Source organism: Aquitalea sp. ASV11 (assembly GCF_016429185.1).
GTDB classification, from domain to species: Bacteria; Pseudomonadota; Gammaproteobacteria; order Burkholderiales; family Chromobacteriaceae; genus Aquitalea; species Aquitalea pelogenes.
Genome location: NZ_JAELUD010000001.1, coordinates 128,647 through 150,120 on the forward strand (window position 1 = coordinate 128,647; position 21,474 = coordinate 150,120).

The window sequence follows — 21,474 nt, forward strand, 5'->3', positions numbered from 1 at the left end:
AAATTCAGCAATTGCGTCATTACATCAATGGCCGTTTTATCGAAGGGGCCGATCACCATGTGGTGAGTAATCCGGCCAATGGCCAGATGCTGGCCCATTCTCCGCAGGCCTCCACGCAGCAGGTGGCTGATGCCCTGAGTGCTGCCCGTGCTGCTCAGCGTGACTGGGTTGCGCGACCGGCTATCGAGCGTGCAGCTTATCTGCGCAGTATTGCCGCCCTTGTTCGTCAGCAAGTGGATGTACTGGCCCGTACCATTAGCGCAGAACAAGGCAAAACCCTGGCGCTGGCCAAGGTTGAAGTGGGCTTTACGGCCGATTACCTGGACTACATGGCCGAATGGGCCAGACGCATCGAAGGAGAAGTCATCAGCAGCGACAGGGCCGGCGAGCAGATATTCCTGCTGCGCAAACCGCTGGGCGTGGTGGCCGGCATCCTGCCCTGGAATTTTCCTTTCTTTCTGATTGCCCGCAAGATGGCTCCGGCCTTGCTGACCGGCAATACCATCGTGATCAAGCCCAGCGAGGAAACGCCGATCAACTGCCATCTGTTCAGCCAGTTGGTAGCGCAGTCAGGCTTGCCGGCCGGGGTGTTCAATGTGCTGTATGGCCGGGGGGCGACCGGAGCTGACATGGCTGGCAGCGCGGACGTCGACATGATCAGCTTTACCGGCAGTGTGGCAACCGGCGCGCGCATTGCGGCAGCGGCAGCCCCGCATATCACCAAACTGAATCTGGAGCTGGGCGGCAAGGCACCTGCCATCGTACTGGCTGATGCCGACCTCGATCTGGCGGCGAGGGCCATTCACGCTTCTCGCATCATCAATACCGGTCAGGTGTGCAACTGTGCCGAACGGGTCTATGTCGAGCGTAAGGTGGCGGATGCTTTCATCGACAAGGTGGCCAGCGCGATGGCGGCAACCCGCTATGGCGACCCGCTGGCGGTGGCGGATATCGACATGGGGCCGCTGATCAACCGTCAGGCACTGGAAAGGGTGCAGGCAAAAGTGGCGCAGGCGGTGCAGGAGGGGGCGCAGCTGATTACCGGTGGCCAGGTGGCGGATCTGGGTGCCGGATTCCATTTCCAGCCAACGGTGCTGGCCGGCTGCCATGGGCAGATGGAGGTCATGCAGCAAGAGATATTCGGCCCGGTATTGCCCATACAGGTGGTGGACAGCATGGAGGAGGCCATTCCCCTGGCCAATGATTCCGAGTACGGCTTGACTTCATCCGTGTATACCCGCGATCTGGCCAAGGCGATGCAGGCAATGCGTGAACTGGACTTTGGCGAAACTTACATCAACCGGGAAAACTTTGAAGCGATGCAAGGTTTTCATGCCGGAGTGCGCAAATCCGGCATCGGTGGGGCTGACGGCAAGCATGGCCTGTACGAGTACACGCATAGTCATGTGGTGTATTTGCAGGCTTGAGTTGCATTGGTTTCTGCTGGGCATGAGTACTTGCTTGCCCGTGCTGTCATGCAAAAAGCATGACAGTGCGTGACGGTTTTGATTAGAATGAAACCGAGAGTACGAGCTCTCTTTTTTTCATTCCTTTATTCATAAGCCCGGGTTGTCCGGGCTTTTTTTTGTTTTCCGACAGCCACTTGGCGGCAGTCGGGCAAAAAAAACGGCCCCGCAGGGCCGTGCAAAGGGTAGAGCCAGCAATCAATCAGAAAGCGAAGTGTTCTTCGTCCAGCGACATCAGCGGTGCAGCACCACTCTTGATGCGCGCCAGCAAGGTATGCACTTCGGGGAAGAGTTTGGCCATGTAGAAGCGACCGGTGGCAATCTTGGCCTGGTAGAAGGCATCATCGCCCTTGCCCAGGCTGGCATGTGCCACTTCAGCCATGCGCGCCCACAACCAGGCATAGGTCAGATGGCCGATCAGGCGCAGGTAGTCGGTGGCCGCGGCACCGGCTTCGTCCTTGTTCTGCAAGCTGGCCATGCCCACGCCCATGGTCACTTCGCCCACGTCCTTCATCAATTTGGACAGCGGGGCAATGTAGTCGGCCAGCTTGTCATTGCCTTCATTGGCCTGGCAGAACTGGTGAATTTGCTTGGTGAACTTGCGCAGTTTCTGGCCTTGATCCAGCAATACCTTGCGGCCCAGCAGGTCGATGGCCTGGATGCCGTTGGTGCCTTCGTAGATTTGCGAGATGCGGCTGTCGCGCACCAGTTGCTCCATGCCCCATTCGCGGATGAAGCCGTGGCCACCAAATACCTGCATGCCCATATTGGCCGCCTCAAAACCATTGTCGGTCATGAAGGCCTTGGCCACCGGGGTGAGCAGGGCCACCAGGTCTGCCGCATCCTGCCGCTGTGCGGCATCCGGATGCTTGTCTTCGATATCCAGTTGCAAGGCCAGCAAGGCGGTCAATGCGCGGCCGGCTTCGGTATAGGCTTTCTGGGTCAGCAGCATGCGCCGCACATCCGGATGCACGATGATGGGGTCTGCTGCCTTGTCCGGGCATTTGGCACCGGTCAGCGCACGCATTTGCAGGCGTTCTCGTGCATAAGCCAGTGCGCCCTGGAAGGACGCTTCGCCAATGCCCAGGCCCTGCATGCCGCAACCCAGGCGAGCGGCGTTCATCATGGTGAACATGCAGGCCAGGCCCTTGTTGGCCTCGCCAATCAGCCAGCCCTGTGCCTCATCCAGATTGATCACCGCCGTGGCATTGGCCTTGATGCCCATCTTGTGTTCCAGACTGCCGCAGGCCACGGTGTTGCGGCGGCCATCTGCCAGGAATTTGGGCACGATGAACAGCGAAATGCCCTTCACATCCTTCGGCGCATCCGGCAAGCGGGCCAGCACCAGGTGGATGATGTTGTCGGACATGTCGTGCTCGCCAGCCGAAATGAAAATCTTGGTGCCGGTAATGCGATAGCTGCCATCGGCATTGGGCTCGGCACGGGTTTTCAGCAAGCCCAGGTCGGTGCCGCAGTGCGGCTCGGTCAGGCACATGGTGCCGGTCCAGCTGCCATCCACCAGTCGTGGCAGGTAAGTGGCTTTCTGTTCATCACTGCCGTGGGCGTGAATGGCGGCATAGGCGCCGTGCGACAGACCCGGATACATCGACCAAGCCACATTGGACGAACACTGCATTTCCATCACCGGGAAAGCCAGTGATTTGGGCATGCCCTGGCCGCCATAGGCCGGGTCACAGTCCAGCGCCGGAAAGCCCAGCTCGCAATATTGCTTGTAGGCTTCCTTGAAGCCCGGCGGGGTGGTGACGGCCTTGGTGCTGGGGTCGAACTGGCAGCCTTCTTCATCGGCCTGGCGGTTCAAGGGGGCCAGCTCGCTTTCACAGAACTGGGCGGCAGCTTCCAGATAGGAAGTGAAAATGTCCTGGGTGGCTTCTTCGTAGCCGGGCAGCTGCGGGATGATGTCCTGCACCTTGATCAGTTCGTTCAGTACGAAGTCAAAGTCGCGCAATGGTGCTTTGTATGCGGGCATGGTGTTTCTCCTGTAGGTTGCGCTGCCCGGGTTTTCCGGGTCGAATAGCCGTGAACGCAAGGCGGTTTGATTGCATGCGATTAATTCAAACGCTTGTTTAAATTATTCCGCCGGCTTTGACAACATCTTTTAGCGGCAGGCTGCTGCTGGTGTGGCATTACGACAACGGGAAGCATCATCTTCATGTCCGCTTTGCGAAAACTGCTGCAACGTGTCAGCAAGGGGCGTCACCACCTGTTGCAGCGCCCCTTGCTGCGCTGGCTGGGGCCATTACTGGACCAGCCGGCCTACTGGGCATTGAACCGGCGCAAAGTAGCGCGCGGTGTTGCACTGGGGCTATGCACCGGTTTGCTCCCCGGCCCACCCAAGCGGCTGTCCACCTTGCTGTTGGCGTTCTGCCTGAAAGTGAATGTGCCGGCTGCCCTGCTGGCAACGCTGTACAGCAACCCGCTCACCATCCTGCCACTTTATTTTCTGGCTTATTCCTGCGGACTGCTGTTACTGGGGGACCCCGCAGCAGGTACAATGAGCCAGCCTCCACTCTGGGAGAACCAGACCCTGTGGCAATGGAGCCGCCAGTTGCTTGACTGGCTGTTACTGCTGGGCTGGCCTTTGTTGTTGGGCTTGATGGTCCTGGGGCTGCTGTTGTCGGTGTCTGGCTATGTGCTGGTGATGCTGGGCTGGCGCTGGACGGTAGTGCGTAACTGGAAGAAAAGAAAGGCAGCACGTGGATCTTGTTGAAAAGCAATTGCAAACCGCATTGGTGTACGAAGGGGGTTTTCTGCAGGTACACAAGGACAAGGTATTGCTGCCCGATGGCGCCGAGGCCAGCCGCGAGTATATTCTGCACCCCGGTGCGGTAGCCATTCTGGCTCTCACGGCCGACCGTCAGCTGGTACTGGAGCGCCAGTACCGTTATCCCGCCGGTCGCGAGTTTGTGGAAATTCCGGCTGGCAAGATAGACCCCGACGAAGCCCCGGCGCTGACCGCCAGACGCGAGTTGCTGGAAGAAACCGGTTATCGCGCCGGGCGCTGGCTGCATCTGGGCACGGCGTATCCCTGTATCGGTTATTCCAACGAGCAGATCAGCTACTACCTGGCCGAGGATCTGGAACTGGGTGAGCGCGAACTGGATGAAGGCGAGTTTCTGGAAGTCTTCACCCTGCCGCTGGAGCAGGTGATGCAAATGGCGCTGAGCGGGGAAATCTGCGACAGCAAGTCCATTGTCGGCCTGCATTGGCTGGCTGCCCATCTGGACGGGAGATTGCCTGGTGCCGCCGTTTGACCCCTACCACGAACGGCGCGGTGCGCGCCGCTTGCAGATGGGCTGCAAGGCACGCATCAAGTCGCTGCACACCGGTGAAACACATTATGGCGAGTGTGTTGATCTTTCAGTGGACGGCATGGCCTTTCGTTGCTCCTACGTCCCCCAGCATGGCGAACGCCTGTCGGTGATTGTGCTGGCCCCTGCCGTGGGTGGTTTGCCGGGCAAGCCGCTGGCTGCGGAAGTGGAAGTCAGGCGCTGCAACGAGGTGAAGCGTGGCCAGGTCTATGAAATTGGCACGCGCATCATCCAGCGCAAAAGCTGAAACAGCTGCTTACAAATTGATACATCTATAAAAACCCCAGTACTTTTAGTCGGGGTTTTTTATGTCTTTGATTTTAAAAGATAAAAAATTCGCCATGCCAATGGCAAACTCATTTTCCAGGTTTTTTCTTTAGTCATACTAAGAAAATTCTCTATCTAATTCAGACACTTATCTAGATTTTTTAGTGTTTTCAATTGTTTTGTTGCTTTTGCTCTTGCTCTTCCCTGCATGTGCTATACCCAAAAAAAGAGAATCTGAAAGCCAGTCAGTACTCTAAATTTTGCAAGGGGACGGCGGGTGCATCACGCACACCGTGTGGACCTCTGCAACCAGCCAGGAGAGAGCCATGCACCCGGATATCTTGAGCCACTACGCCTCCCGTTACGACAAAACCCGTGAAGAGGAATACACCATCCAGGAGTATCTGGAAATCTGCAAGCGTGATTCCTCTGCCTATGCCACCGCCTCCGAACGCATGCTGGCGGCCATTGGCGAACCGGAGCTGGTGGATACCCGCCACGACCAGCGTTTGTCGCGTATTTTCTCCAACAAGGTCATCAAGGTTTACCCTGCCTTCCGTGAGTTTTACGGCACCGAAGAGGTGATCGAGCAGGTGGTGGCCTATTTCCGCCATGCCGCCCAGGGGCTGGAAGAGAAGAAACAGATTCTCTACCTGCTGGGGCCGGTGGGTGGCGGCAAGTCTTCCATTGCCGAAAAGCTGAAAGAGCTGATGGAGCAAGTGCCGTTCTACTGCCTGAAGGGCAGCCCGCTGAACGAGTCGCCGCTGGGCCTGTTCAACGTGGAAGAAGACGGTGCCATACTGGAAGAAGAATTCGGCATTCCGCGCCGTTACCTGAAAACCATCCCCAGCCCATGGGCGGTGAAACGGCTGCACGAGTTCAATGGTGATATCGGCCAGTTCAAGGTGGTGAAACGCTATCCCTCGGTGCTGCGCCAGATTGCCGTGGCCAAGACCGAACCGGGCGATGAAAACAACCAGGACATCAGCTCGCTGGTGGGCAAGGTGGATATCCGCAAGCTGGAAAAATATGCCCAGGACGATCCGGATGCCTACAGCTACTCCGGTGGCCTGTGCCTGGCCAACCAGGGTTTGCTGGAATTCGTGGAAATGTTCAAGGCCCCCATCAAGGTGCTGCACCCGCTGCTGACGGCTACCCAGGAAAGCAACTTCAAGGGAACCGAAGGCTTTGGTGCCATTCCGTTCGATGGCATCGTGCTGGCCCACTCCAATGAGTCGGAGTGGAAACAGTTCCGCAACAACAAGAACAACGAGGCCTTCCTCGACCGTATTTACATCGTCAAGGTGCCGTACTGCCTGCGCGTGACCGAAGAGATCAAGATCTACGACAAGCTGATCCGCAACTCTTCCCTGGGCAATGCGCCATGCGCACCGGGAACGCTGAAAATGATGGCCCAGTTTGCCATCCTGTCGCGCCTGAAAGAGCCGGAAAACTCCAGCTTGTTCAGCAAGATGCAGGTGTACGACGGCGACAACCTGAAAGACACCGACCCCAAGGCCAAGTCGCTGCAGGAATACCGCGACTATGCCGGGGTGGACGAGGGTATGAACGGGCTTTCCACCCGCTTTGCCTACAAGATCCTGTCCAAGGTGTTCAACTTTGATAATCAGGAAGTAGCCGCCAACCCGGTGCATCTGTTGTATGTGCTGGAGCAGCAGGTTGAGCGTGAGCAGTTCCCGGCTGAGCAGGAACAAAAGTACCTGACATTCCTGAAAGAGTATCTGGCACCGAAGTATGTCGAGTTCATCGGCAAGGAAATCCAGACTGCTTATCTGGAAAGCTACTCGGAATACGGGCAGAACATTTTCGACCGCTATGTCACCTTCGCCGACTACTGGATTCAGGACCAGGAATACCGCGATCAGGACACCGGCGAAATCTTCGACCGTACCTCGCTCAATGGCGAACTGGAGAAAATCGAAAAACCGGCCGGAATTTCCAATCCCAAGGACTTCCGCAACGAAATCGTCAACTTCGTGCTGCGGGCGCGGGCCAATAACGGCGGCAAGAACCCGACCTGGACCAGCTACGAAAAGCTGCGCACGGTGATCGAGAAGAAGATGTTCTCCAATACCGAAGAGCTGCTGCCGGTGATTTCCTTCAATGCCAAGGCCAGCGTGGAAGATGCCAAGAAGCACGAAGACTTCGTCAACCGCATGGTGGAAAAGGGCTATACCGCCAAGCAGGTACGCCTGTTGTGCGAATGGTATCTGCGGGTACGCAAGTCCTCCTGACCAAGCCGTGCTTGCCGGGTGCGTGCGCCCGGCATGGCGGCACCAATTCTGGCCCGGCCTGTCTTAATTGACAGGTCCGGCATGGCTTGGCGCAGGTGTGCAGGGATGCCCCGTCAGGCCGCAGGAGACAACAGCGAGGTTGCCATGTCCCACATCATAGACAGACGCCTGAACGGCAAGAACAAGTCCGCGGTCAACCGCGAGCGCTTCTTGCGCCGCTTCAAGGCGCAAATCAAGGAAGCCGTCTCCCGTGCGGTAAAGGGACGCAGCATCACCGATATCGAGAGTGGTGAGAAGGTGTCCATTCCGGTCAAGGATATATCCGAGCCGGTATTCCATCATGGCCAGGGCGGGGTGCGCGAACAGGTGCATCCGGGCAATGAGGAATTCATCCGTGGTGACCGCATTGCCCGTCCGCAAGGCGGAGGAGGGGGTGGAGGTGGTGGCAAGGCCAGCCAGGATGGCGAGGGTGAGGACGATTTTGTCTTCGAGCTGTCACGCGAAGAATTTCTCAATGTGTTCTTTGATGACCTGGCGTTGCCCAATCTGATCAAGACCCAGCTGATGGGGGTGGAAGAACTCAAGCAGGTGCGCGCCGGTTACACCAATGACGGCACGCCGGCCAATATCAGCATCGTGCGTTCCTTGCGCGGTGCGCTGGCGCGGCGGGTGGCCATGGCTGCGCCAACGCTGGCCCGGCTTGGTGAGGCCGAGGAGGATCTGGACGCGCTGCTGGAATCGGACGATGAAAGCACCCAGGAAGTGCGTGAGCAACGCAAGCGCATCCATCTGTTGCGCGAGAAGCTGGGCAGCATTCCCTTCATCGACCCCTTCGACCTGCGTTACAACAACCGCATCCAGCAGCCCAAGCCCACCAGCCAGGCGGTGATGTTCTGCATCATGGATGTGTCCGGCTCCATGGACGAGCAGAAGAAGGATATGGCCAAGCGCTTTTTCATCCTGCTGTACCTGTTCTTGCAGCGTAACTACGACAAGATCGAAGTGGTGTTCATCCGTCACCACACCAGTGCGGTGGAAGTGAATGAAGAGGACTTTTTCCATTCGCGCGAAAGCGGCGGCACCGTGGTGTCCTCCGCGCTCAACCTGATGGCGGACATCGTCAAGAAACGCTACAGCAGCAGCGAGTGGAACATCTACGCCGCCCAGGCATCCGACGGCGACAACTGGGACAGTGATTCGGCCAATTGCGGTCGCATCATGGAAGAACAACTGCTGCCTTACTGCCAGTATTTCGCCTACATCGAAATCACCGAAGGGGAGCCGCAGAACCTGTGGTACGAGTACCTCAAGGTCAAGGAGCGTCAGCGTCACTTTGCCATGCAGAAAATCCGCTCGGCCTCCGACATTTATCCGGTTTTCCGGGAGCTGTTCAAACGCCAGCCAGCCACGCGCGCTTGAGCGCAAGGGCTGTCAGCCAAGGGGAAAACAGCATGACACCCATTTCCACCGGGTCCGAATGGACCTTCGACCTGATTGACGAGTACGACCGCGAAATCCGCAAGATTGCGGTGGATGAATTCAAGCTGGATGTCTATCCCAACCAGCTGGAGGTGATTACGGCCGAGCAGATGATGGATGCCTATTCCTCCGTAGGCATGCCGGTGAATTATCACCACTGGAGCTTCGGCAAGCATTTCGTTTCCACCGAAAAAAGCTACAAGCGCGGACAGATGGGCCTGGCTTACGAGATCGTCATCAACTCCAGCCCCTGCATTGCCTACCTGATGGAAGAGAACTCCATGACCATGCAGGCGCTGGTGATTGCCCACGCTGCCTATGGGCACAACAGCTTCTTCAAGGGTAATTACCTGTTCCGCGCCTGGACCGATGCTTCGGCAATTGTCGACTATCTGGTGTTTGCCAAGTCCTACATCAGCAAATGCGAAGAGCGCTATGGCATTGATGCGGTGGAAGAGCTGCTGGATTCCTGCCATGCGCTGATGAACTACGGCGTGGACCGCTACAAGCGGCCACAAAAACTGTCGCTGGCCGAAGAACAGGCGCGGCAGGAAGAGCGCGAACAGTATCTGCAAATGCAGGTGAACGACCTGTGGCGCACCATTCCGCGCCGTGACCGGGATGACGCCAGCCGTGAACCACCGCGTTTTCCGGCTGAGCCGCAGGAAAACCTGCTGTACTTCATCGAAAAATCCGCGCCGCTGCTGGAGCCATGGCAGCGCGAGCTGGTGCGCATCGTGCGCAAGGTCGCCCAGTATTTCTACCCGCAACGCCAGACCCAGGTCATGAACGAGGGCTGGGCCACCTTCTGGCACTACACCATACTCAACCGCCTCTACGAGAAAGGGCTGGTGACCGATGGTTTCATGATGGAGTTTCTGCAAAGTCACACCAATGTGGTGTACCAGCCACCGGTGACTGCGCGCTGGTATAACGGCATCAACCCGTATGCGCTGGGTTTTGCCATGTATCAGGACATCAAGCGCATTTGCGAGAACCCCACCGAGGAAGACAAGGCCTGGTTCCCGGACCTGGCCGGTACAGACTGGCGTGCATCGCTGGAATTCGCCATGAAGAACTTCAAGGACGAGAGCTTCATCTCGCAGTACCTGTCACCCAAGCTGATCCGCGAATTCCGCCTGTTTGCCATTCGTGATGACGACCATGAGGACAAGCTGGAAGTGTCGGCCATTCATGATGAAAACGGCTACCGCGACATCCGCAGCAAGCTGGCCGAGCAATACAATCTGGGTTCGCGCGAGCCGAATATCCAGGTGTGGTCGGTGAATGTACGCGGGGATCGCAGCCTCACCCTGCGCCACACCATGCACAATCGCCGTCCGCTGGACGAAGGCAGTGCGCAGGAAGTGCTCAAGCACGTAGGGCGCTTGTGGGGCTTTGATGTGCGGCTGGAAAGCGCAGACAGCGATGGCAGCATTACCCAGCGCTTTGAAGTGAAATCCAATCTGGAGCTGCAACGCCTGTAGCCGCAGTGTTCAGCTGCCAGTGTGCGGTACAAAGGCCCGGACCTGTGCGTCCGGGCTTGTCAATTCTGCCAGCGCAACACCGTAAATGGCTTCCAGCTGCTGCTTGTGCATCACCTCTGCCGTCTTGCCGCAGGCCACGGCGCAGCCATCACGTAGCAGCAAGACCCGGTCGGCATGGCGCACGGCCAGGTTCAGGTCATGCATCACCGCCACAATGCCTATTCCCAGACTGCAGGCGATATGGTGCAGCCGTGCCACCATGGCATCGGCAATGGCAAAGTCGAGTGCCGAAGTGGCTTCATCCAGCAATAAATAGCGTTCGGGACTGGAAGAAACCAGTAATTGCAGCAGCGCGCGTGCCAGGTGCACCCGCTGGGCTTCGCCACCGGACAGGCTGCCCAGCGTGCGTTCCAGCAGCATGCCGGTATCACTCAAGGCCACTGCCTGTTGCCATGTGCTGTCCCCAACCGGGGCAGGGGCCTGATACGCCCCGGTGGCAATCAGTTCGGACACCCGCCAGCCCGCAGGCAGGGCCGGGTGCTGCTCCACTACCGCACGCTGCAAGGCCAGACTGGCCGCACCTTGACCAGTCAGTGGCTTGCCGGCCAGCCATACCTGTCCGTCGTCCGGTTGGCGATAGCCGGACATCAGCTGCAACAGCGAGCTTTTTCCTGCCCCATTGGGGCCAAGAATCACGCACAACTCACCCGGCTGCGCCTGGAGTGACACCTGGCGAATAACGGTTTTGCTGCCCAGCTTCAGGCTGACCTCTTGCAGTTCAAGCATGTTCGTCCTTGGCGTGACGCAGCAGCCACAGAAAGAATGGCGCGCCCAGCAGGCTGGTAATCACGCCAACCGGCAACTCCGCCGGCGCCAGCAGGCTGCGCGCCAGCCAGTCGGCACCCACCGTCAGCCAGGCACCAAACAAGGGCGCTGCCAACAGCAGCCGTCGTGCATCGCTGCCCAGCAGCAATCGCGCCAGATGCGGCGCCAGCAGGCCGACAAAACCGATCATGCCGCAGCTGGCCACCACCACACCTGCGGCCATGGAGGCCAGCAACACGATCAGCCAGCTTCCACGCCGTACATCAAAGCCAAGATGAAACGCCGCCGCTTCGCCCAGTTGCAGGGCATTGAGCAAGTGCCAATGACGGAACAGGCCCAGCCAGACCAGCGGGGTGGCCAGCAGCATCAAGCCTACCTGCTGCCATTGTGCACCGGCATAGCTGCCCATCAGCCAGAAAGTGACACTGCGCAGGGCACCATCAGGCAGCGTGGTAATCAGCAAGGTCAGCAGGCTGGCCAGCAAGGTGCTGATGGCAACGCCAGCCAGCAGCAAACGGGAACCGCTGGCCTGGCCTGCCAGCGCGCGCAGCAAGCTCAATGCCAGTACGCTGCCAGCAAAACCCGCCAGTGATACAGCCATCAGCCCGGCATGCAGGCTGAGTGCCAGCGCTGCGGCCAGGGCGGCGCCACTGTAAATGCCCAGCAAGCCGGGCTCTGCAAGTGGATTGCAAAAACGGGCTTGCACCGCACTGCCGGCACAGCCCAGCAGCATGCCACTGCAGGCGGCCATCAACAGGCGTGGCAGTCGTAATTGCCACAGTAACTGGCTTTCCAGCGCGGGCAGGGAGGAAGGGTGCAACAAGACGTGCAGACTGACGCCACTATCGTGCAGCAAGCTGCCCAGCCCGGTCAGCAGCAAGGCAGCAAGCAGGGGCAGGCAAACATGCAGGGTGCGTGACATCGGCAAGGGAAGGGAAGGCCGTGGGGAGCGAAGCCTGCCGTACAAGGCAGGCTTCTGGCGGGGCTTAACGCAGACCCAGTACGTCTTGCATGTCGAACAGGCCGGACGGCTTTTCCGACAGCCACTTGGCCGCGCGTACCGCACCATTGGCAAAGGTGGCGCGGCTGGAGGCCTTGTGGGTGATTTCCACGCGTTCGCCCAGCGCGGCAAACAGCACGGTGTGATCGCCCACTACATCGCCAGCCCGCACGGTGGCAAAGCCGATGGTGTTGGGGTCGCGCTCGCCGGTGACGCCTTCACGGCCATAGACTGCGCATTGCTTCAGGTCACGGCCCAGTGCGTCGGCAATCACCTCGCCCATGCGCAGGGCGGTGCCAGACGGGGCATCCACCTTGAAGCGATGGTGAGCTTCGGTAATTTCGATGTCGTAGCCTTCGTTCAGCACACGGGCTGCCATGTCCAGCAGCTTGAATGTCAGGTTGACCCCGACACTGAAGTTAGAGGCAAACACGATGCCGATCTTTTCGCTGGCAGCCTTGATGGCAGCCTTGCCGGCATCGTCAAAACCAGTGGTGCCAATAATCATTTGCACGCCGTGCTGCTGGCAGTGTTGCAGGTAGTCCAGCGTGGCTTCCGGACGGGTAAAGTCGATTACCACATCGGCACCGGACAGGGCGGCGGCAAAATCGCTGGCAATCTTCACGCCGGTCTGCTGGCCGATGAACAGGCCGGCATCCTGACCGATGAAGTCGGAACCGGCACGGTCAATGGCGGCATGCAGACGGGCACCGGGCGTGGCAAGGACGGATTCGATCAGCGTACGGCCCATGCGGCCGGCTGCGCCGACAATGACGATATTCAATTCACTCATTGTTTTACGGTTTCCTGGGCGGGAGCGGAAGCATCAGGCGGCAGTACGGCGCGCTCGGCCGGTTGTGCCGTGCCTTCTACCCGTACCATGGTGTCGCCTTCAAAGAACACGGTCAGCAGCTTCTTGTCCACCAGTGTGCCTTGCTTGGTATCCTGGTAAGGATAGTCCCAGCGGTTGCTGTGGAAAGGGTCGCTGAGCAGAGGCGTGCCCAGCAGGAAACGTACCTGCGAGCGGGTCATGCCTGGCTTGAGTTTTGCCACGGCATCTTCCGTGACATAGTTGCCCTGCTGGATTTCCATTTTGTAAGGGCTGATCCAGTGAAGGGGATTCATGGAGGTGCAGCCAGCGAGGGCAAGGATGGCAGCAATGATCAGGGCGCGCATGAGACTCCGATGAGCTGAGTATTATTTAAAGGCGATGTTAGGCAAAGCCGCAAAAAGGCTTTATCATGCTTCAAAAATCGACCCAATTTATATCACGATGAGCAAAGCCAGTCACCTTAAAGATATCGGCCTGAAGGCTACCGGCCCACGTCTGAAAATTCTCGACCTGTTCGAGCTGAGCGATGACCGCCACATGTCTGCCGAGGATGTCTATCGCAAACTGCTGGCCGAAAACATCGATATCGGCCTGGCCACCATTTACCGTGTCCTGACGCAGTTTGAACAGGCCGGTATCCTGGTACGCCACCATTTCGAGTCCGGCAAGGCGGTTTACGAACTGAACCAGGGCGGCCATCACGACCACATGGTGTGCGTGAAGTGCGGCAGCGTGATGGAGTTCTTCGACCCGGAAATCGAAGCGCTGCAGGATCGCATTGCCGAGCAACATGGCTTCCGCATCGCCGAACACGCCCTGTACCTGTACGGCGAATGTGTCGATTGCCAGGGTAAATCCGGCGCCAAAAACAAGTAATGATTCCCTGGCTTGGCCAAGAACTGGCGTTCCCCCCGGTTCGCACTGCACTGGCCGAGCCGGATGGCCTGTTGGCCGCAGGAGGCGATTTGTCTCCCGCGCGGCTGCTACTGGGCTACTCACTGGGCATCTTCCCCTGGTTCTCCGAGGGAGAACCCATCCTGTGGTGGTCGCCTTCCCGCCGCATGGTTCTGTTTCCCGAGCGACTGCATGTCCGGCGTTCACTGGACAAAGTGCTGCGCAACCGTCCCTACCGCGTCACCATCAATACGGCTTTCCGGCAAGTGATTGAAGCCTGTGCTGCGCCACGCGAGGGTGCTGCTGGCACCTGGATCATCCCGCCCATGGTGGATGCCTATTGCCGGTTGCATGCACTGGGTGCCGCCCATTCCTTTGAAGTGTGGATGGATGGTGAGCTGGCCGGCGGTTTGTATGGTGTGGGGCTGGGGCGGATGTTTTACGGTGAGTCGATGTTTTCGCACCGTACCGATGCTTCCAAAATTGCTTTCGTCCACATGGCACGTCACCTGGCGCGTCACGGGGTGGAGATGATCGATTGCCAGATGCACACCCCGCATCTGGAAAGCCTGGGCGCAATGCTGATTCCAAGAGCGAAATTTCTTGCTAAGCTGAAGCAAAGTACGCTTGAGCCCCAGGCGGACGGCATGTGGACCTATCGTTTCGACAATGAGCCATCGTGATCACCCGCAAGCGGTTGCCATTCATTTCTATGCCACCGCACCTTATCCCTGTAGCTACCTGGACGGACGACAAGCGCGTTCGCAGGTGGCTATTCCTGCTGAAGCCATTGATGCGGCGGTATACAGCCAGTTGGTAAAACTGGGTTTTCGCCGCAGTGGCCTGTATACCTATCGTCCGTATTGTGACAGCTGCCAGTCTTGTGTGCCGGTGCGTTTGCCGGTGGCGGACTTCAGCCCAAACCGCAGTCAGCGCCGTAGCTGGCAGCGCTTGCAGGCCATGGATGTCAGCCTGTTGCCGCTGGAATACCGTGACGACCACTACCAGCTCTATCACCGTTACCAGCAATTCCGCCATGCCGGTGGCGGCATGGCTGAAGACAATGTCCAGCAATATTCGGAGTTCATTCTCAAGAGCGGGGTGGACAGCATGCTGGCGGAGTTTCGTCTGGACGGCGCATTGAAGATGGTCAGCCTGATTGATCGGCTGGGGGATGGGCTGTCTGCGGTCTACACTTTTTATGAGCCGGAAGATGCCAGGGCAAGCTACGGTGTATTCAATGTGATGTGGCAGGTAGAGCTTGCCCGGGCATGGGGTTTGCCATATTTGTATTTGGGCTACTGGATAGGGGAGTGCCGCAAGATGGCTTACAAATCCCAGTACCGGCCGCTGGAGCAATTGCGTGATGGCCGCTGGATACCGATGCAGCAGCCAGATGCTGCTTGAGCGGGCTGAAACAAAAACAGGCTGACATTGTCAGCCTGTTTGTTTTTACCGCGGAGTGCTTCAGTACGGAACCACGCGGTCGTCGCCACCGCCGGTAAGGACGCGGACACGCTGACCGGCGGCCAGCGGGATGTCAGCATCCTGTACAATGGAAATCAGGCGGCCACTGCCATCCAGCCGGACAGTCACTTCCAGGGCATTCTTGGTGCCCAGGCTGCGCTGGGCTGCCTGGGTGCCAAAGCCACCGGCCAGTGCGCCGACAATGCCGCCGGCAATCGAACCACGACCACCGCCCAGCTCACTGCCAGCCAGACCGCCCAAGGCGGCGCCGCCAAGGGTCAGCAATTCGTTGTTCTTGCCTTCCATCTTGACATTGTTTACCGAAACCACGGTACCCAGCTCTACGGTTTGAGCGCGGCGCATCTGCCCCTGGGAATAGACGGCAGCCGAGTCGGAGGTGGCGCAGCCAGCCAGCAGGCCGAGCGAGAGGCTGCCCAGCAAGGTCAATCGAGTCAGTTTGTAGAACATTTCGGCTCCTCGAAATCAGTTTCGGGTTTGTTGTTGCAAGTGACGGGCAATCGCCTGGCTGCATTGGCTGATCAGCGGTGGGCCCTGGTAGATCAGGCCGCTGTACAGCTGCACCAGCGTAGCACCGGCTTGCAGTTTTTCCACGGCATCTGCACCACTGCAAATGCCACCAACACCTATGATGGGCAAGCTGCCATCCAGTTCACGTGCCAGTTTGCGGATCAGCTGCGTCGAGCGCTCCCGTACCGGTGCGCCAGACAGGCCACCGGCTTCATCCTGCAGCGGATGACCGGCAATTTCCACCCGTGACAGCGTGGTATTGGTGGCGATGACGCCATCAATCTGGTTGACGGTCAGCAGGCGGGCAATATCGGCAATCTGTTCGTCGTCCAGGTCCGGGGCAATCTTGACCGCCAGCGGCACATAGCGGCCATGCTGGTCTGCCAGTTGTTGCTGGCGCGTTTTCAGGGCGGACAGCAAGCGGGACAGTTCATCTCCCTGTTGCAGCTGGCGCAGATTCTTGGTGTTGGGCGAGGAAATGTTGACCGTGATGTAGCTGGCATAGGCATACACCTTGTCCAGGCAGATCAGGTAGTCGTCCACCGCGTTTTCAATCGGGGTGACGGCGTTCTTGCCGATATTGATGCCCAGCACGCCATTGAAATGGCAGTTGCGCACATTGTTCAGCAGGACATCCACGCCACGGTTGTTGAAACCCATGCGGTTGATGATGCCCTGGTGCTCCGGCACACGGAACAGGCGCGGTTTTGGGTTGCCATCCTGCGGACGGGGTGTGATGGTGCCGATTTCCAGAAAGCCGAAGCCCAGAGCCGCCAGTGCATCAATGTGGTCACCATTCTTGTCCAGTCCGGCCGCCAGTCCTACGGCATTGGGAAAGGTCAGTCCCATGGCCTTGACCGGTGCGCGCGTGGCGGTCGGTGTTGCCAGTGAGAGCAGGCGCAGCTGGTGTGCCTTGTCCAGCAGGTGCAGGGTTTGTTCGTGGGCGGTTTCTGCGTCAAATCTGAACAGCAGAGGGCGCAGAAGGGGGTAGAGCATCGGCGTCTCCGGAGTGAATATGGCCGCTAGTATAACCGGGGCGGCCGGTGAAACCGAAGTTTTGACGGTCAGCAGGAGGGCTGACCGTCAGAATGGAGGTTCAGAGTATCTGGCAGGCGTCGGCAAAATCGAAGCGTGGCGCACGCGGATGCAGCTTGCCGGCTTCGCCATAGCCCAGGTTGATCAGGAAATTGGATTTGAACCGTCCATCCGGGAAAAAGGCCTGATCCACGCCGGCATTGTCAAAGCCGGACATCGGGCCGCAATCCAGTCCCAGCGCGCGCGCAGCCATGATCAGGTAAGCGCCTTGCAGGCTGCTGTTGCGTGCGGCGGTGGATTCAATCGCTGCAGCATTGCCTTCAAACCAGCTCTTGGCATCGGCATGCGGGTACAGGCGCGGCAGGTGTTCGTAAAACTGCATGTCCTGCGCCACGATCACGCAGACCGGTGCGCTGAGGGTTTTTTCCACATTGCCTTCCATCAGGAAGGGACGCAGCTTTTCCTTGGCCGCAGCGCTCTTGAGAAAGACGAAGCGGGCGGGAGATGCATTGGCGCTGGTCGGGCATTGCTTGAGCAGGTCGAATAGCTGGTGCAGGGTTTCATCGTTCACGGCACGGTTTTGCCAGTGACCGTGGGTGCGTGCATTGTAAAACAGCTGTTCCAGTGCAGTGGTGGAAATCGGGGTGGTCATGGTCTCCTCCTGACGGGCTTTGTTCTGGGCTGATGGTTATTTTGCCGGCGGCGTAGCCACGGGTGCTGGAGTGGTGGACGGTTGTGATGGCAAGACTTCTGCCTCGTTCTGGTCTTCGGCCAGCACGGTGATGGATACGCGACGGTTGGTGGCGCGGCCATCTGGCGTGGCATTGTCCGCTACCGGCAGGTTTTCACCACGCCCGACAGCAACCAGGCGTGAAGGATTGATGCCGTTTTCCTGGAACAGACGCACCACGCTGCCCGCACGTGCGGCAGAGAGCTCCCAGTTGGACGGGTAGGTGGAGGTCTTGATCGGCACGTTGTCGGTGAAGCCTTCCACCCGGATCTGGTTGTCCACCTTGGACAGCAGGGCAGCCATGCCGGCCATGATCTGCCGCGACTGGTCATTCGGCGATGCCTGGCCTACCGGAAACAGGGCGGTATCGCGGATGTCCACGGTAACGCCTTTGGGGCTTTGGGTGATGTTGACCTGACCGCCCTTGACCAGCGGGTCCATCACCTTGGCCAGGTCCGCCGCCAGTGAACCCTGCTTGGAGGCCGGGTCGATGTGGTGGTCTCCCTTCACCGCCTTGGCAATCGGTTTGGTGTCGGGAATTTCAATCATGGTATTGGCCCCGCCGGTGGGTGGGGTAGTCTGGATGTTTACTGTGGAGCCACTGCGAAAGGCATCGACAATGGCAGAGGACAGCACGCGGTATTTGCCTTCGTTGACCGAGGAAATGGCATACATCACCACGAAGAAGGCAAACAGCAGGGTAATGAAGTCAGCATAGGAAACCAGCCAGCGTTCGTGGTTCTCGTGTTCTTCTTCCTGCCGGCGTCTTCTGCGTGCCATTGGGTGCTCCGTAACGGTAAAGAGTCAGAATAGGCGGGTGTTGAACAGGCTGCGTACGCCGCCGGCAAACTCCACGCCAATCTTGCGTGCCACACGGCTGGACAGGTCATCCTGCTGGGTGTAGTCCACGGTCTTTTCCGCCTTGATCACGTCGCGTGCCACCGAGCGGGTGCTGCCCAGACCATCTGCCAGCCCCAGCGGAATGCCTTTTTCACCAATCCATACCATGCCGGAAAACAGCTGCGGGTCGTTCTTCAGGCGGCTGCCGCGTCCGTCCTTGACGGCCTTGATGAACTGCTGATGGATGTCATCCAGCAGTTGCTGGCGAATGGCTTCCTGCTTGGGGTTGGTGGGGGAGAAGGGGTCGCCCATCGCCTTGTTTTCACCGGCGGTTTTCAGGCGGCGTTCCACGCCCAGCTTGTCCATCAGGCCGGTAAAGCCAAAGCCGTCCGACAATACACCGATGGAGCCGATAATGCTGGCCTTGTCGACAAAAATCTTGTCAGCAGCGGCGGCAATGTAATAGCAACCGGAAGCGCACACTTCCTGCACCGTGACATACACCGGTATGGCCGGATGCTGCTTCTTCAGGCGGCGGATTTCGTCATAGGCCATGCCGGACAACACCGGGCTGCCACCCGGGCTGTTGGCCTCGATGATGATGCCGCGCGTGCCGTGGTCGCTGTAGGCGTCTTCCAGGGCAGCGCTCAGTTTTTCGGCGGTATTGTTCTCGCTGTCGATCACGCCCTCCAGGCTGATGACAGCGGTGTGGCCGCCACCGGTAAGGGCTTCGGCCGATTTGTCTTCATTGCGCAGGAAGGCAGTGGCCAGCAGGCCGCCAATAATGCCCAGCCACACCAGGCGGAAAAAGATTTTCCAGCGTCGGGCTCGGCGCTGTTCCACCAGGGCCGCCATGGCCAGTTTTTCCACCAGTTGACGTTCCCAGTTCGGAGTGTCGTTCATTGCAGTTGCCTTGATTGCGAATGTCGGCAGTCTAACAAAAAATCAGTCTGGCATGATATCCAGCCACACCTTGTCATCTTCTTCATATAAAGGCAGGGCTTGCAGGCTTTGCCCGTGGCAGGGGCCGCTGACGCAACGGCCATTATTGGGCAGGTAGAGCGCGCCGTGCATGCTGCACACCAGGTATTGGCCGGAGAGGTCGAACACATTGCCGTCTTCCAGGTCCAGTTCGATGGGGATGTGGCGGCAGGCATTGACATAGCCATACACCCGGCCCTGATAACGCAGGGCGATAGCCGGCTGTGGCTTGCCATCCGGTCCGGTGATTTCAAAGCGTACCGCGCGGCCGCTATCGACCAGCGCGCTGCTATCGCAGATCAGTCCAGTCGTTCCAGCAGCCATTGCTGCAACTCCGCAAAACTGTGGACGATGGTTTGCGGCTGGCAGTCCTGCAGCAGCTTCACGTCGTGTGCACCGTAACTCACGCCCACGCCATGAGCGCGCGCATTCAGTGCCATGTTCAGGTCGTGGCTGGTATCGCCAATCATCACGGTGCGCACCAGCTCCACACCCAGCTCGTCGCTCAGTTCCTGCAGCATGGCCGGATGCGGTTTGGAATGGCATTCGTCTACGGTGCGGGTGGCATCAAACAAAGGCCCCAGGCCAGTTTCCGCCAGCAGGCGATTAAGGCCCACCCGGCTGTTGCCAGTGGCTACTGCCATGAACACGCCGCGTTCGCGCAGGGCGTGCAGGCCTTCGCGCACACCATCAAACAGCGTCACGCCATCGTCACTGCTGCGGTAATGGCGGATAAAGCTTTCGGTGAGTGCCTTGTGCTGGCTGTCATCGAGGCCAGGGCAGGCCATGTGCAGGGCCTGGTCCAGTCGCAGGCCGATGACATGGCTGGCCGCCTGGCGGTCTGGCACCGGCAGGCCCAGTTCGCGGCAGGCATTCTGGATGGAGTGGGTAATGTGCGCGGTGGAGTCCATCAGCGTACCGTCCCAGTCGAATACCAGTAAATCGTATGCGCGTGCCATCAGCTTCTCAGCCTCTTTAAATAATTTTCCAGCTCGGCAGGCAGCGGTGCTTCCAGTTTGAGCGTCTCGCCTGTCAGCGGGTGGGGCAGGGTCAGGCTGCGCGCGTGCAGGAACATCCGCTTGAGGCCGCTGCGTGCCAGTTCCTTGTTGAGCGCAAAGTCGCCGTATTTTTCATCACCGGCAATCGGGCAGCCACTGGCCTGCATGTGCACGCGGATCTGGTGGGTACGGCCAGTGCGCAGGTGTGCTTCCACCAGGGTGAAGTCGGCAAAGCGTTCCACAATGCTGAAATTTGTGTGAGCAAACTGGCCGTCCTCACCTTCGGCGACCTTGACGCGACGTTCGCCATCAGCGGTATGGAACTTGAACAAGGGCAGCTTGACGGCTTTCTTGCTGGGGTCCCATTGGCCGATACCCAGTGCCAGATAGCGTTTGTCCGGCACATTGGCACGCATCATGTCGTGCAGCTTTACCAGTGCCGAGCGTTTCTTGGCCAGCATCAGCAAGCCGGAGGTTTCGCGGTCCAGCCGGTGCACCAGTTCCAGGTATTTCCAGTCCGGATGGGCCTTGCGCAGTTGTTCGATCACACCAAAGGACACGCCGCTGCCGCCATGTACGGCCACGCCGGCTGGCTTGTCGATCACCAGCAGGGCATTGTCCTCGTACACCACCGGGAAACTGCCCGGCGGCACGTCATTGACCGGGCGTTCGGCCAGACGGATGGGCGGAATGCGGATGATGTCGCCCGCCTGGATGCGATAGGACGCGTCGCTGCGCCCCTTGTTCACCCGGACTTCGCCCGAGCGCAGAATGCGGTAAATATGGCTTTTTGGCACGCCTTTGAGGATGCGTACCAGAAAGTTGTCCAGCCGCTGGCCGGAATCTCCCTCGTCCACGTCAAGAAACGTGACGGAGTCTTTGCGAATGTCAGTCATATTGCTTATACTTCGTGCGCTCGACCGCACATTTCAGTGCGATGACAGCGTTCCGGAAAGCCATGGTCACAGGCAGTATTGCCGCGTGATGCTGCTGCGGGAAAGTGAACCGGCCGGCAGGGTAATGACCCTGACCTGATGCCGCGTCAACCGGCCGCAGCCAAG

23 protein-coding genes are annotated in these 21,474 nt (G+C 58.9%); 10 read left to right on the forward strand and 13 right to left on the reverse strand.

Features of this window, described 5'->3' with window-relative positions; genetic code table 11:
• The first annotated feature begins 2 nt into the window (after positions 1-2).
• A complete protein-coding gene (gene aldA / locus JHD62_RS00570) occupies positions 3-1,427 on the forward strand; it encodes an aldehyde dehydrogenase (protein ID WP_370541003.1) in 1,425 nt (474 codons plus the stop codon).
• Between the two features lie 241 nt (positions 1,428-1,668).
• On the opposite strand, the gene JHD62_RS00575 is transcribed toward aldA, so the two are convergent.
• Positions 1,669-3,453: an acyl-CoA dehydrogenase C-terminal domain-containing protein gene (locus tag JHD62_RS00575; protein ID WP_199101341.1), complete on the reverse strand. Its 1,785-nt coding sequence runs from the start codon at positions 3,451-3,453 to the stop codon at positions 1,669-1,671.
• A gap of 183 nt (positions 3,454-3,636) precedes the next feature.
• On the opposite strand from JHD62_RS00575, the gene JHD62_RS00580 reads away from it, so the two are divergent.
• The 6 genes from JHD62_RS00580 (at position 3,637) to JHD62_RS00605 (ending at position 10,283) form a co-directional block, all read left to right on the forward strand.
• Positions 3,637-4,194 (forward strand): DUF2062 domain-containing protein, encoded by a 558-nt coding sequence (locus JHD62_RS00580; RefSeq protein WP_199101342.1) that lies wholly within the window; start codon positions 3,637-3,639, stop codon positions 4,192-4,194.
• Entirely contained in the window at positions 4,181-4,738 is a 558-nt protein-coding gene (locus JHD62_RS00585) for an NUDIX hydrolase (RefSeq protein ID WP_199101343.1), read from the forward strand. The genes JHD62_RS00580 and JHD62_RS00585 overlap by 14 nt, the downstream gene beginning before the upstream one ends.
• The gene (locus tag JHD62_RS00590; protein WP_082086463.1) at positions 4,725-5,042 is read left to right on the forward strand and encodes a PilZ domain-containing protein; all 318 of its coding nucleotides are present in this window, start codon (positions 4,725-4,727) and stop codon (positions 5,040-5,042) included. The genes JHD62_RS00585 and JHD62_RS00590 overlap by 14 nt, the downstream gene beginning before the upstream one ends.
• A gap of 346 nt (positions 5,043-5,388) precedes the next feature.
• Positions 5,389-7,317, forward strand: coding sequence for a PrkA family serine protein kinase (locus JHD62_RS00595; RefSeq protein ID WP_199101344.1), 1,929 nt, complete (start codon positions 5,389-5,391; stop codon positions 7,315-7,317).
• Between the two features lie 144 nt (positions 7,318-7,461).
• Positions 7,462-8,736, forward strand: a complete 1,275-nt coding sequence (locus JHD62_RS00600; RefSeq protein WP_045847217.1) for a YeaH/YhbH family protein — start codon at positions 7,462-7,464, stop codon at positions 8,734-8,736.
• Positions 8,737-8,768: 32 nt separating this feature from the next.
• Positions 8,769-10,283 (forward strand): SpoVR family protein, encoded by a 1,515-nt coding sequence (locus JHD62_RS00605; protein ID WP_199101345.1) that lies wholly within the window; start codon positions 8,769-8,771, stop codon positions 10,281-10,283.
• A gap of 9 nt (positions 10,284-10,292) precedes the next feature.
• Here the strand turns inward: JHD62_RS00605 and JHD62_RS00610 are convergent, their stop codons facing one another.
• The 4 genes from JHD62_RS00610 to JHD62_RS00625 form a co-directional block, all read right to left on the reverse strand.
• Positions 10,293-11,069 (reverse strand): ATP-binding cassette domain-containing protein, encoded by a 777-nt coding sequence (locus JHD62_RS00610; RefSeq protein WP_199101346.1) that lies wholly within the window; start codon positions 11,067-11,069, stop codon positions 10,293-10,295.
• Positions 11,062-12,030, reverse strand: coding sequence for an iron ABC transporter permease (locus tag JHD62_RS00615; protein ID WP_199101347.1), 969 nt, complete (start codon positions 12,028-12,030; stop codon positions 11,062-11,064). The genes JHD62_RS00610 and JHD62_RS00615 overlap by 8 nt, the downstream gene beginning before the upstream one ends.
• 64 nt (positions 12,031-12,094) lie before the next feature.
• Positions 12,095-12,901 carry a 4-hydroxy-tetrahydrodipicolinate reductase gene (gene dapB / locus JHD62_RS00620; RefSeq protein ID WP_062789062.1) on the reverse strand — a complete coding sequence of 269 codons (807 nt, stop codon included), beginning with the start codon at positions 12,899-12,901 and terminating at the stop codon, positions 12,095-12,097.
• Positions 12,898-13,284, reverse strand: a complete 387-nt coding sequence (locus JHD62_RS00625) for an outer membrane protein assembly factor BamE (protein WP_045847138.1) — start codon at positions 13,282-13,284, stop codon at positions 12,898-12,900. The genes dapB and JHD62_RS00625 overlap by 4 nt, the downstream gene beginning before the upstream one ends.
• A 97-nt stretch (positions 13,285-13,381) precedes the next feature.
• Between JHD62_RS00625 and fur the strand changes: the two genes are divergently transcribed.
• The 3 genes from fur to JHD62_RS00640 are packed head-to-tail and all read left to right on the forward strand — an operon-like array spanning position 13,382 to position 15,241.
• Entirely contained in the window at positions 13,382-13,816 is a 435-nt protein-coding gene (gene fur / locus JHD62_RS00630; protein WP_199101348.1) for a ferric iron uptake transcriptional regulator, read from the forward strand.
• Positions 13,816-14,517, forward strand: coding sequence for a leucyl/phenylalanyl-tRNA--protein transferase (gene aat, locus JHD62_RS00635; RefSeq protein WP_199101349.1), 702 nt, complete (start codon positions 13,816-13,818; stop codon positions 14,515-14,517). The genes fur and aat overlap by 1 nt, the downstream gene beginning before the upstream one ends.
• The gene (locus tag JHD62_RS00640) at positions 14,504-15,241 is read left to right on the forward strand and encodes an arginyltransferase (protein ID WP_199101350.1); all 738 of its coding nucleotides are present in this window, start codon (positions 14,504-14,506) and stop codon (positions 15,239-15,241) included. The genes aat and JHD62_RS00640 overlap by 14 nt, the downstream gene beginning before the upstream one ends.
• A gap of 60 nt (positions 15,242-15,301) precedes the next feature.
• On the opposite strand, the gene JHD62_RS00645 is transcribed toward JHD62_RS00640, so the two are convergent.
• From JHD62_RS00645 to JHD62_RS00680, 8 genes are all read right to left on the reverse strand, one after another.
• On the reverse strand, positions 15,302-15,769 hold the full coding sequence (locus JHD62_RS00645; RefSeq protein ID WP_045847142.1) for a glycine zipper 2TM domain-containing protein: 468 nt from the start codon (positions 15,767-15,769) through the stop codon (positions 15,302-15,304).
• 15 nt (positions 15,770-15,784) lie between these two features.
• On the reverse strand, positions 15,785-16,825 hold the full coding sequence (locus JHD62_RS00650) for a quinone-dependent dihydroorotate dehydrogenase (protein WP_199101351.1): 1,041 nt from the start codon (positions 16,823-16,825) through the stop codon (positions 15,785-15,787).
• Between the two features lie 100 nt (positions 16,826-16,925).
• Complete coding sequence (locus JHD62_RS00655) at positions 16,926-17,516, reverse strand: malonic semialdehyde reductase (protein ID WP_199101352.1); 591 nt, start codon at positions 17,514-17,516, stop codon at positions 16,926-16,928.
• A 36-nt stretch (positions 17,517-17,552) separates the two neighbouring features.
• Positions 17,553-18,374: a flagellar motor protein MotD gene (gene motD / locus JHD62_RS00660; RefSeq protein WP_045847145.1), complete on the reverse strand. Its 822-nt coding sequence runs from the start codon at positions 18,372-18,374 to the stop codon at positions 17,553-17,555.
• A 24-nt stretch (positions 18,375-18,398) separates the two neighbouring features.
• Positions 18,399-19,337 (reverse strand): S49 family peptidase, encoded by a 939-nt coding sequence (locus JHD62_RS00665; RefSeq protein WP_131354940.1) that lies wholly within the window; start codon positions 19,335-19,337, stop codon positions 18,399-18,401.
• Positions 19,338-19,379: 42 nt separating this feature from the next.
• The gene (locus tag JHD62_RS00670; protein ID WP_199101353.1) at positions 19,380-19,739 is read right to left on the reverse strand and encodes a Rieske 2Fe-2S domain-containing protein; all 360 of its coding nucleotides are present in this window, start codon (positions 19,737-19,739) and stop codon (positions 19,380-19,382) included.
• Positions 19,715-20,374 (reverse strand): HAD-IA family hydrolase, encoded by a 660-nt coding sequence (locus tag JHD62_RS00675; protein ID WP_199101354.1) that lies wholly within the window; start codon positions 20,372-20,374, stop codon positions 19,715-19,717. Before JHD62_RS00675 ends, JHD62_RS00670 begins: the two co-directional genes overlap by 25 nt.
• Positions 20,374-21,309, reverse strand: a complete 936-nt coding sequence (locus JHD62_RS00680) for an RluA family pseudouridine synthase (protein WP_199101355.1) — start codon at positions 21,307-21,309, stop codon at positions 20,374-20,376. Before JHD62_RS00680 ends, JHD62_RS00675 begins: the two co-directional genes overlap by 1 nt.
• Between the last annotated feature and the right edge of the window lie 165 nt (positions 21,310-21,474).